The sequence below is a fragment of the Nocardia sp. NPDC051990 genome (genome assembly GCF_040680755.1).
In the GTDB taxonomy this organism is placed as follows: domain Bacteria; phylum Actinomycetota; class Actinomycetes; order Mycobacteriales; family Mycobacteriaceae; genus Nocardia.
The window spans coordinates 17,483-28,715 of record NZ_JBFAXH010000027.1 but is presented as its reverse complement, the minus strand read 5'-3'; the positions used below and the strand labels follow the sequence as shown (position 1 = coordinate 28,715).

11 protein-coding genes are annotated in these 11,233 nt (G+C 66.7%); 4 read left to right on the top strand and 7 right to left on the bottom strand.

Annotated features, from left to right (window positions below):
* The 3 genes from AB0L63_RS30675 to AB0L63_RS30665 all read left to right on the top strand — a co-directional run.
* Positions 1-803, top strand: an 803-nt coding sequence (locus tag AB0L63_RS30675) for a hypothetical protein (protein ID WP_364507975.1), incomplete at its 5' end; no start/stop codon positions are given.
* 73 nt (positions 804-876) lie between these two features.
* The gene (locus tag AB0L63_RS30670) at positions 877-1,926 is read left to right on the top strand and encodes a hypothetical protein (RefSeq protein ID WP_364507972.1); all 1,050 of its coding nucleotides are present in this window, start codon (positions 877-879) and stop codon (positions 1,924-1,926) included.
* A gap of 165 nt (positions 1,927-2,091) precedes the next feature.
* Positions 2,092-3,273: a PLP-dependent aminotransferase family protein gene (locus tag AB0L63_RS30665; RefSeq protein ID WP_364507969.1), complete on the top strand. Its 1,182-nt coding sequence runs from the start codon at positions 2,092-2,094 to the stop codon at positions 3,271-3,273.
* 29 nt (positions 3,274-3,302) lie between these two features.
* Here the strand turns inward: AB0L63_RS30665 and glpK are convergent, their stop codons facing one another.
* Positions 3,303-4,823: a glycerol kinase GlpK gene (glpK, locus tag AB0L63_RS30660; protein ID WP_364507966.1), complete on the bottom strand. Its 1,521-nt coding sequence runs from the start codon at positions 4,821-4,823 to the stop codon at positions 3,303-3,305.
* Between the two features lie 612 nt (positions 4,824-5,435).
* On the opposite strand from glpK, the gene AB0L63_RS30655 reads away from it, so the two are divergent.
* On the top strand, positions 5,436-7,169 hold the full coding sequence (locus AB0L63_RS30655) for a glycerol-3-phosphate dehydrogenase/oxidase (protein WP_364507964.1): 1,734 nt from the start codon (positions 5,436-5,438) through the stop codon (positions 7,167-7,169).
* A 3-nt stretch (positions 7,170-7,172) separates the two neighbouring features.
* Here the strand turns inward: AB0L63_RS30655 and AB0L63_RS30650 are convergent, their stop codons facing one another.
* The 6 genes from AB0L63_RS30650 to AB0L63_RS30625 form a co-directional block, all read right to left on the bottom strand.
* The gene (locus AB0L63_RS30650; protein WP_364507962.1) at positions 7,173-8,444 is read right to left on the bottom strand and encodes a HAMP domain-containing sensor histidine kinase; all 1,272 of its coding nucleotides are present in this window, start codon (positions 8,442-8,444) and stop codon (positions 7,173-7,175) included.
* A complete protein-coding gene (locus tag AB0L63_RS30645; RefSeq protein WP_364507960.1) occupies positions 8,441-9,115 on the bottom strand; it encodes a response regulator transcription factor in 675 nt (224 codons plus the stop codon). Before AB0L63_RS30645 ends, AB0L63_RS30650 begins: the two co-directional genes overlap by 4 nt.
* Before the next feature lie 54 nt (positions 9,116-9,169).
* Positions 9,170-9,391 (bottom strand): hypothetical protein, encoded by a 222-nt coding sequence (locus AB0L63_RS30640; RefSeq protein ID WP_364507957.1) that lies wholly within the window; start codon positions 9,389-9,391, stop codon positions 9,170-9,172.
* A gap of 69 nt (positions 9,392-9,460) precedes the next feature.
* Positions 9,461-9,733 (bottom strand): hypothetical protein, encoded by a 273-nt coding sequence (locus AB0L63_RS30635; protein WP_364507954.1) that lies wholly within the window; start codon positions 9,731-9,733, stop codon positions 9,461-9,463.
* A gap of 94 nt (positions 9,734-9,827) precedes the next feature.
* Positions 9,828-10,661 carry an MBL fold metallo-hydrolase gene (locus AB0L63_RS30630; RefSeq protein ID WP_364507951.1) on the bottom strand — a complete coding sequence of 278 codons (834 nt, stop codon included), beginning with the start codon at positions 10,659-10,661 and terminating at the stop codon, positions 9,828-9,830.
* Positions 10,661-11,227 (bottom strand): TetR/AcrR family transcriptional regulator, encoded by a 567-nt coding sequence (locus tag AB0L63_RS30625; RefSeq protein ID WP_364507948.1) that lies wholly within the window; start codon positions 11,225-11,227, stop codon positions 10,661-10,663. Before AB0L63_RS30625 ends, AB0L63_RS30630 begins: the two co-directional genes overlap by 1 nt.
* Positions 11,228-11,233: the final 6 nt, after the last annotated feature.

Genomic DNA, 11,233 nt, shown 5'->3' with positions numbered 1-11,233 from the left:
AGCCGCAGACCAAACCGTCGCCGACGCCGAGCCAGCCGGGTGTCACCACGCCGGATCCGAACCAGATCATGCCGAATCAGCCCAGGGATCCGAAGCTGGCCCAGCCGACCCAGCCGGGTGTCACCACCCCGCGCGTCGCGCCGCTGCCGGTTCCGGGCCAGACCGGTCCGGCGCTGCCCGCCGTGGTGCCGGAGACGGCCCCGGGCGCGGAGGCTCCGAAGCCCGCGCAGCCAGGGACCACCGCGCCGGGTGCGAACACCCCGAGCGGTCCGAGCGCCCGGACCCCGCAGCAGCCGGACAACGACACGCTGGTGCAGCAGCCGCGCTGGGCGGCCCCCCGCTTCCAGCAGGCCCCTGCCGCGCCGGTCGTCGAGATGGACGGGCCGCACCAGGAGATCGGCGCCAATATCGACGGTGGTTCGCTGGCACCCGGCTATGTGGCCAACACCCACCACTTCAACAATGCTTCCGGCTACGTCGGCACCATCGGATTCCACACCCCGACTGGTCAGGGTGAAGCCGGTGTGTCGGTCGAATACATCAGCGCCAACAGCGTCAAGGTGACCTCCTACACCGGTGGTGAGGGTCTGGCCGACAACAAGACCGAGGTCATCATCGACACCACCCAGGCCAATCTGGCCAAGGCGGCTGTCGAGCACTGGATTCGGGAACAGCCGGGCGGCGCGGCTGCCCTCGAGGCCGCCGCGCAAGTTAAACTTCCGGTGCCGTCAGGCGAACTGGCTCCGCAGACGGTCACCGTTGCCGGTGTCACGACCCAGTGGGGTGGGTCACTCCAGTACTGACACGAGCTGATTCGACGGGTGGGGCGGTCGTTCGCGACCGCCCCACACGTGTGTCCTGGGGAAAGGATTTGGTGTGGGCTCCGAGGGTGATGGCAGGGACAACGAATCCGACCAATCGGGGTCGGGATTCGGACCCCCGTTGGACGATTTCGGCCCGCCGGTTTCCGATTTCGGCCCGCCGGTCGGCGAATTCGGCCCTCCGACGGGTGGGCAGGGTCGACCGCAGTGGTCGGTGCCCGAACCTGCCGCCGATCATCCCGAGCTGATCTGGCGTCCCGCCGATGAACCACCGACGGTGCCGCCGCCACCCCCGCAGTACCGTGCGCCGGATACCACGGTGTTCGGCGATGCGCCGCCGCAGCGACCGGAGCCACCGCGACGCCCCGAGCCGCCGGTCGAGCCGGATCCCACCGAAGCCACTGTCCGGCCTGCGACGCCGGCTGTGGGCCAGCGCGATACCTGGTGGAACAGCCCCACCGAATCCGGTGGGGTACCGAAGCCGCCGTCCGAGCCATCGGGTCTGTCCTGGGCCGACGATCCGATCGCGACGCGCCTTGCGCCGAAGCTGATCTCCGACACCATTACCGCGACCCCGCGGCACAGCTCGCGCGGCCGGTGGATCGCCCTCGGTGTGCTCGCCGCGATTGTGGTGGTCCTCGCGCTGGTGGTGACCTTCGTCGCGGTCCGCCGCGACGACAACAGCAGTCCGAAGGCGGCGCCGCCCGCACCGCCGAGCACCTCCGCCGCGCTGAGCTGCCCTGCGGGCAAAGACGGCAAGGTGACCCGCGGTAACGGGCAGGGCGACACCTCGAGCGGCCCCGGAGCGATTCTCGGCTTCCAGTACGAGTTCTACGTCGACCGCAATGGTGAGCGTGCGCGCAGATTCGTCGCGCCGGATGCCGAGAATGTGTCGACGGCCGAGGTCATCCAGCAGGCCATCAATGAACAGATTCCGGCCGGCACCACGCATTGCCTGCGGATTGCCGAGGTGGCCGGCGACACCTTCGAGGTGGATCTGACCGAGCATCGCCCCGACGGCACGACCAATGTCTACCGGCAGACCATCATCACGGTGGTCCGGGATGGCAAGACGGTGATCTTCGCGATCCGGGAGCGCGTCTGAGTTCTCAGATCATGGGATGAATATTTCGCAATTTGGTAGTGGTGTGAGACAGTGGGATTTCGGATACCGTGGCGTCCCCACTGCGGTGTGAGCGACCCGGAGGCGGTAACGGAGCGTAATCACGCCAAGGACCCGCGAACGCCGCCATCGAATCGGAGGTTTTCCATGTCGCCGACCAATCCACCGCTCGCGGCCAAGCTGAGCGGACTGAAGAGTTCGGCGATTCGTGATCTGCTCGAGCTGACCGCGCGCGCCGAGGTGATCAGCCTCGCGGGTGGTTTGCCGGATGCGGAGTTGATGCCGCGGGAACGGCTCGCCGCGGCGGCCGATGCCGCGCTGCGTGGTTCCGCCGTATTGCAGTACACCGGGTCGCGCGGATGGCCGCCACTGCGCGATGTGCTGCGGCAGCGGGAGTCGGCGAAGCTCGGCCGCTCGGTGGGGATCGACGAGGTGTTCGTGACTCATGGTTCGCAGCAGGCGCTTTCGCTGCTCGCCGAGGTGCTGCTGGATCCGGGCGCGCTGGTCGTCGTCGAGGATCCGGCGTATGTCGGTGCGCTGCAAGTGTTCCGGGCGGCCGGGGCACGAATTGTCGCGGTGCCTTTGGATGCCGAGGGCATGCGGCTGGATGTGCTGAGAGAACTGCTGGCCCGCGATGAGCGGCCCGCGATCGTGCACACGGTCAGCAATTTCCACAATCCGGGTGGCGTCACCATGAGTCCCGTGCGTCGTCGTGAGTTGGCCGAACTCGCCGATACCCACGGCTTCTGGGTGATCGAAGACGATCCGTACGGTGAGCTCTGGTTCGACCGGCCTTCGCCCGATCCCGTGGCGACCTACTCCCGCAACGTGATTCGGCTCTCCAGTGCCTCGAAGATCCTCGCCCCCGCGCTGCGGGTCGGCTGGATGGTGGCGCAGGAGCCGATCTGTCGCGCGGTCGAATTGCTGAAACAGGGTGCGGACCTGTGCGGTTCGGCGCTGACCCACCAGATCGCCGCCGACCTGCTCACCGACGAAACCTGGCTGACCGGACATATCGACACTGTTCGCACCGCATACGGCGACCGCGCCAAGGCCCTCGTGCACGCCGTGCGCACCCGCTTCGGTGACCGCGTCACCTGCACCGATGCCGCCGGTGGCATGTTTGTGTGGGCCGATTTCACCGACGGCACCGACACCGATCGGCTGCTGCCCCGAGCCCTGGAGCAGGGCGTCGCCTTCGTCCCCGGGTCGGCCTTCGCCGTCGACACCGACTACAGCCACTCGATGCGCATGTGCTTCACCACTTCGGATGCGGCGATGTTGGAAGCGGCCGTGGACCGAATGGCCAGGGCTGCCGAACAACTCTGAACCACTGCGCTGGTGCGCCCGACGACCGGCTAAATATTCGGCAGGGCGGGGGAGCCGACCCAGTTGTAGGTGCGCTCCACCGCCTTGTTCCATGCAGCGAGGTGGGTCTCGCGGTCCGTGGCCGACATCGAGGGGCGCCAGGTCTTATCCGCGGCCCAGTTGGCGCGGATGTCATCGGTGCTCTCCCACACGCCGACGGCGAGCCCGGCCGCATATGCCGCACCTAGCGCGGTGGTTTCGTTGACGACCGGGCGGACCACCGGCACATCGAGGATGTCGGACTGGAACTGCATGAGCAGATCGTTGCCGACCATTCCGCCGTCGACCTTGAGCGTGGTCAGTTCCAGTCGCAGCTGCTGGGATTCGGCGTCGGCACGCATCGCGTCCATGACCTCGCGCGTCTGAAATGCGGTGGACTCCAACACCGCTCGCGCCAGATGTGCCTTGTTGACGAAACGGGTCAGGCCCGCGATGACGCCGCGGGCATCCGGGCGCCAGCGCGGCGCGAAGAGGCCGGAGAATGCGGGGACGATATAAGCGCCGCCATTGTCCTCGACGCTGCGCGCCAGCGGTTCGATCTCGTCGGCGGCGGAAATGATGCCGAGATTGTCCCGGAACCATTGCACCAGTGAGCCGGTCACCGCGATGGACCCCTCCAGCGCGTAGACCGCGGCCTCGCCGCCGAGCTGGTAGCAGACCGTGGTGAGCAGGCCGTGTTTGCTCAATACCGGTGTGGTTCCGGTATTGAGCAGCATGAAATTGCCGGTGCCGTAGGTGTTCTTGGCCTCGCCGGGCGATAGACAGGCCTGGCCGAAGGTCGCCGCCTGCTGGTCGCCGAGAATGCCCGCGACGGGTATGCCCGCCAACGGACCGGAGCTGATCTCCGCGTAGATCTCCGATGAGCTGCGGATCTCGGGAAGCATCGACTGCGGTATCCCGAATTCCGCGCAGATTCGCGGATCCCATTGCAGCGTACGCAGATCCATCAGCATGGTGCGCGACGCATTGGTCACGTCGGTGATGTGCTGACCGGTGAGATTCCACAGCACCCAGCTGTCGATGGTGCCGAAACACAGCTCACCTGCCTCGGCCCTGGCGCGCGCACCCTCGACATTGTCGAGAATCCAGCGCAGTTTCGGACCGGCGAAGTAGGTGGACAACGGCAGACCGGTGCGGTCCTGGTAGCGCGTCGCGCCGAATTCGCCGCCCAGCTCGGTGACCAGACGGTCGGTGCGGGTGTCCTGCCAGACGATCGCGTGATGAATCGGCTTGCCGCTGGCCCGATCCCACACCACGGTCGTCTCGCGCTGATTGGTGACACCGACCGCGTTGATCTCATCGACGGTGATCCCGGTGCTGCGCAGCACCTCGCCGAGTACGAATTCGGTATTGCGCCAAATGGTTTCCGGATCGTGCTCGACCCAGCCCGGCCGCGGGAAGATCTGCTCGTGCTCGCGCTGGGCGACCCCGATGACGCGGCCCTGCCGGTCGAAGATGATGCACCGACTCGAGGTCGTGCCCTGATCAATGGCGGCCACATAGCGACGCATTCATGCAGGCTACTAAAGGCGACGTGGCCCGCGGGGGAAACCGCGGAGCGCACCGCGCGGCACATCGCAACCAGCAGGTTGTCGGACTGGTCTCGGTATCGGTATCGGTTACCCGTGAGTAGCGCCAGTTATCGGCGGCGGGCGAAACGGCTTCGACACGCGATTATCGCCGATTCGCCGGGAATTCGAGTGCTTTGTTCGGACTTATGCATCACCACGGCGACTGGTGGTGGCCTTGTTGTCGATGGCCGGTCCGAAACTGCGCTGGATTCTCGACAATGTCGAGGGCGCGCGACAAGGCCGAGGCGCCCCGAGCGGCGGGATCTGGCTCGAGTCCGGTAGCCCGAAGCGCGAGCACCGGTTGACGGCGCCCGCTGACGGGACGGCTCTGGCGCACCCACCCGGGTGTGTGTGAAACCAGCCCGGATGATGCGGGCACCGATGCCCACCCTCGGGTACCTGGCGTCCGAGAAGGACGGCGTCATAGATTCTCAACAGTCCTCGGACGCGCTGTTAGCCTGTACAGCAGACCACCTCACCTGAGCAGCTCGATCGTGTGCCCATAGGACCACAAACGTCGTCTACACCCGACGCCGGCTGGAGGAGGCGAGCATGACCAATAAACCGGAATCGCAGTTCCTCGGCCCCGAGCAGCGTGCGAGGGCATGGGAGCGCTTCGGTAAGGACCACTACGACGTGGTCGTCGTCGGGGGCGGCGTGGTCGGCTCGGGTATCGCGCTCGATGCGGCCACGCGCGGTCTGAAGGTCGCACTGGTCGAGGCGCGCGATCTCGCCTCCGGCACCTCCAGCCGGTCCTCGAAGATGTTCCACGGCGGACTGCGCTATCTGGAGCTATTGGAATTCGGGCTGGTGCGCGAGGCATTGCGCGAGCGCGAACTCGCACTCGCCAGGCTCGCGCCACATCTGGTGAAGCCGCTGCGCTTCCTCTACCCGCTGACCCACCGCGGCTGGGAGCGCCCCTATGTGGCCGCTGGGCTGGTGCTCTACGACACCATGGGCGGCGCGAAATCCGTTCCCGGCCAACATCATCTGTCCCGGTCTGGTGCATTGCGGCTGGCACCGGGGCTGCGCCGCGACGCGCTGATCGGCGGCGTCAGCTACTACGACACGGTCGTCGACGACGCGCGCCACACCATGACCGTCGCTCGCACCGCCGCGTACTACGGCGCGGTGGTCCGCACCTCCACCCAGGTCGTCGGCTTCCTGCGCGAGGCGGACCGGTTCGTCGGGGTGAAGGTGCGCGACAGCGAGGACGGTCGCACCGGCGAAATCCGCGCGCATGTGGTAATCAATGCGACCGGTGTGTGGACCGATGAGGTCCAGACGCTCTCACACAATCGTGGCCGCTTCCATGTGCGCGCATCCAAGGGTGTGCACATTGTGGTGCCGCGCGACCGCATCGTCAGCGATGCCGCGATCATTCTGCGCACCGCGACCTCGGTGCTGTTCGTCATCCCATGGGGCGCGCATTGGATCATCGGCACCACCGATACCGACTGGAATCTGGATCTCGCCCATCCGGCGGCGACCAAGGCCGATATCGACTATCTACTGGACCGGGTCAATCAAGTGTTGGTCTCCCCGCTCACGCCTGCTGATATCGACGGCGTATACGCGGGTCTACGGCCGCTGCTCGCGGGCGAAAGCGAATCGACCTCCAAGCTTTCGCGCGAGCATGCGGTCGCCCGGGTCGCGCCGGGGCTTGTCGGGATAGCGGGCGGCAAGTACACCACGTACCGGGTGATGGCCTATGACGCGGTCGACGAAGCGGCACAGGACATTCCGGCGCGCGTCGCACCGTCCATCACGGAGAAGGTTCCGCTGCTAGGTGCCGACGGCTACTTCGCGCTGATCAATCAGACGATTCATCTCGCCGAGGCATACGGCGTGCATCCGTACCGGATCAAGCATCTGCTCGATCGCTACGGCTCCCTCATCGACGAGGTAATGGCCACCGCCGACGGCAAACCCGAACTGCTGCAACCGATTATGGACGCACCGTCATATCTGCAGGTGGAGGCGGTGTACGCGGCAGCCGCCGAGGGCGCGCTGCATCTGGAGGACATTTTGGCCCGCCGCACCAGGATCTCCATCGAATACTCGCACCGCGGCGCGAACTGCGCCGAACAGGTGGCCCGGTTGGTGGCGCCGATACTCGGCTGGGAGGAGGACGAAATCGACTGGGAGGTAAGCACTTACCAGGCCCGGGTCGAGGCAGAGATCCGCTCCCAGACCCAGCCGGACGACCAGTCCGCCGATGCGCTGCGCATCGCCGCCCCCGAACCGCGCCCGGAAATCCTGGAGCCGGTTCCGCTGGACAGCTGAGGTCTAGCCGGCGGCCGGCGGCGGGAGCACAATCGAGGCGATCGTGCCGCCACCGGCGGCTGGTTCCATTGTCGCGGTGCCGCCGTGCAATTCGGCGATCCACGCCACCAACGCCAGCCCGATCCCGCTGCCCCGCCCGCCGCTCACCCCGCGCGCGAACGGACTGCTCGACAGTTGCGGGGTCAAACCCGCCCCGTGGTCACGCACGCTGACTCGACCATCGGCCACATGCACCTCGACGGGCGCACCACGATTGACCGCCCCGTGCGTGATCGCATTCTCGATGAGATTGCGCACCGCGAGGCTCAGCAGATTCGGATCACCGACCACCACACTGGGATTGGTCTGCAGCACAATATCGGCCCGCGGGAATTCCTCGACCACCGATTCGGTGAGCTGATCGAGCAGCAGCTGCACCTTCTCCATGGTGGTGACGCCCGCCTGCATCCGCGCCCGCGCCAGCAATCCCGCGACGATCCGCTCCATCCGACTGCCCAGCGCCCTGGCATCGACGAGCGCCCGCTCGACCTCGTGCGGATTGCGACGGCGCGGCGCGGTAACCAATCCGAGCGTCGTGAGCGGTGTGCGCAATTCGTGTGCCGCATCGCCGAGGAAACGCTCCTGCTCTTCGAGCAGCACAATGGCCTGCCGCATGCTGCGGCCCGAGAGCAGATGTCCGGCTGCCGCGGACAGCGCGACCAGCGTGAGCCCGCCCACGACGAGTCCCCAGATCAGCAGTGCCCGATCACGGTCGAACGCACCGGGGTTCGTGCCCGCGATGACCACCGCCTTGGTCTCGGAGTCCTCCCAGGTGATGGGTGTCGCCGCGATACGGACGGGGCGGCCCGCACCGTCGTATCCGTTGCGGAAGACGGTCTCTCCGGCCAGGTCGGCGTCATCGGCGAGTCCCGCTACGCCGTCGTCCTTGGGCAGCCAGGAGCGCAGATGCGCGAAATTCTCCTGCCACCTGCCATTTTTGGGCGCGCTGAGCACCAGCACCGCCACCTCGCCATTGGCGAGTGCGTCGTTGTCCAGCTGGCTCACATCGATGGTTTCCTCGCCCTCGGGCAGGTTGACGGCGCGGAACAGCCCGCTGACCACCCGATCGAGGGAATCGTCGAGCGCGGTCTCCCGCGAGCGGGCATCGATGGTCGCCGCCACGATGCCGAGAATGATCAGGCAGGTCGCGGTGATCGCGGTGATCAGGGCGGTGAGCTGCCAGCGGGTGCGGCGGAGGCGGGCCACGGCGGGGCGGGCATCCGCCGTGGAAATCACGGTGCGAATGAGTCACTTCCGATCAGGAAGCCGGTGCCGCGCACGGTCTCGATCACCGGCGGTGCGCCGAGCTTGCGGCGCAGCTGCGCTATCACGGCGTCGACGACATTCGATGCGGGTTCGGCCATTTCGTCCCAGCAGCATTCGATGAGCTCCGAACGCGAGATGACGCTGCCCGCGCGGGTGGCGAGCAGTTCGAGTACGGCGAACTCCTTCGGCGTCAGCGAGCGCAGAATGCCCGCGCGCTGCACCCGGCGGCGCGGCAGGTCGATATCGATATCGCCGAGCACGATCCGGGCGGGCGCCGGATATTCGCGCCGCCGCGACAGCGCACGTACTCGCGCGACGAGTTCCGGCAGTGCGAACGGTTTGACGAGGTAGTCGTCGGCGCCGTGCTCGAATCCGGCAATGCGATCAGCGAGTGCGTCGCGGGCGGTGAGCATCAGGACCGGCACCCGCTGACCCCGCGCGCGGTGCGCTGCGACCAATTGCAGACCGTCGCCGTCGGGCAGGCCACGATCCACGACGAGCACGTCGTAGCCATTGACGGAGATTTTGAAATCGGCATCCGCGAGGTTGGGGGCGAGGTCCACCGCGAAACCGGCCGAGCGCAGTCCCGCGGCGACTTCCATGCCGAGCCCCTCGTCGTCCTCGATCACCAGCACTCGCACGAAGTCAGAGAATAAGGTACTTCAGACCTGGTGCGCAGCCTGGTGCCCGAGCACTCAGTAGGTGTACAGATCCCAGCCGCCGGGGACCTCGCGGCATTCCCACTGGGTGCCACCGGTTTTCGGCGAATTCCCGTCGGCGGCGCAGGCCTCGTAGGTCGCGTAGTTGCCGATGAAGTCGGTGTGCATCGGGGTGGGCGCGGCGGAGGCGATCCCGGCGCCCGCGGCGACGGCCCCGAGTGCGAATATTCCGGCGGCGATCGCGGAGCGGATCTTCATGGTTCTTCCTCTCTTTCGCGCGGGTTGTTCCCGCGTTGCGATAAGAAAACCAAGGCGTCCGTGAGAATTTCATGATGGCGGTGAAACCGCAGTTCTGTGCGCTTTTTTCGGGTCTCGGACATGGGTGGCCCAGGCCACGAGCGACCGAATGTAGTGCAGTACCAGCTCATCCGGGTACTGCTGCGGATCGGTCAGATGCAGCCGAGCCAGTTTCTCCAACGCGGCGAGCATGATTCGCTGGGGCGCGCCGCCCGGATCGACGGTGACCCCGGCACAGCGCGACAGCTGCCACGCGCCGATCGCCCGTGCGTAGTTTCGGCCGAGTTCGAGTCGGTCGCGCAATCACCGGCCGGCACCCGGGTCGGCACCGAAGTGCGCTGCCTTGGGTGCAGGCTCGGTAAGTCAACTGGGAGTGCTTGGTCCGTAAACAGTTTCGTCAAATGCCGATCTGCTCCATGGCGTGGAATTCGATGGAGCTGTGCGCAGAGAACACCGTGACCTCGTCGCCGTGGTCGCGCACCAGTTCGCGCAGCCGCTGCTGATTCTCGATGCGGGCCGCGGCAAGTGTCTGCACATTCTTCTCGAACATTGCCGTGCCGAGCGGTTGCCGCGGACGAACCGGGTCGAGAACGCCGGGATGATAGTAGGAGTCGCCCGCGGACAGCAGCCAGCCGTTCCCGGTATCGACGGCGACGCCCGCATGGCCGCGGGTATGTCCGGCGAGCGGGATGATCAGGATTTCCGGCGGCAGGCCGGTCAATTCGCGCACCGCGTCGAAACCGAACCAGCTGGCACCGGTCTCCGCGTACGACTCCCAGTGTGGACCGTGCCGAAACTGAGGTTCCTTGTAGCGCAGGCGTTCTTCCGGTGTATGCCCGCCCTGTAGCGCGCGCAGCTCCTCGGCGTATACGTGCACCCGCGCCTGCGGGAAGTCGGCGAGGCCGCCCGCATGGTCGAGATCGAGATGGGTGAGCACGATATCGCGAACATCCTCGCGGCGGTAACCCAACGCTTCGATCTGGCGCACCGCGGACTGTGCGAGATCCAGGACCGGATTGCTGAGCCGGAGGAAGCGGCGGCCGAGCCATTCCTCGGGCCGGTGTACCGCCTGCTCGCCGACGCCGGTCTCCACCAGGACGAGTCCGGAGTCGAGTTCGAGAAGCAGGCAGTGGCAGACCATTTCGGCGCGGCGGAAGATGCTGCCGGTGCCGTCGAAGAGTCGGCCGCCGAGTGGGCGCATGGTGCCGCAATTGAGATGGTGCACACGCATCAGGGAAGCTCCCGTTCGAAGGTGGTACGCAGGTGGTCGGCGACCGCGCGCAGCGGCGCGATATCGCGGGTGGTCTTGGCGAGTAGGAGGGCGCCCTCGATCGTGGCCAGCGCGACGGTGGACAGTTCGGTGGCCCGCTGTCGATCGATTCCCTTGTCTCGCAGGTACTTGTCGATCGACTCACGCCAGGATTCGAAACCGGTGACGCAGGCCTGCCTGATCGTTTCGCTCTCGCGAGCCGTGTCGAGCGCGATGGTCGCGATCGGGCAGCCGCGTTCGAAATCGGAATCTACGAGCAGTGTGGTGAGGACATCGAAGACGGTGGCGATATCGCCGCCATCGGCGAGGATCGCGTCGAGCTGGTCGCGCAGCTGCCTGCTGGATTGGGTGAGGGCCTCGGCGGCGAGTTGTTCCTTGCCGCCGGGGAAGTGGAAGTAGAGCGAGCCCTTGGGTGCGCCGCCCGCGCTGACGAGTTGATTCAGGCCGGTAGCGTGATAGCCCTGGGTGTGGAAGAGGTCGGCCGCGGCGTCGATGAAGCGTTGGCGGGAGTCGGAACGAGGTGCCATGTCCCT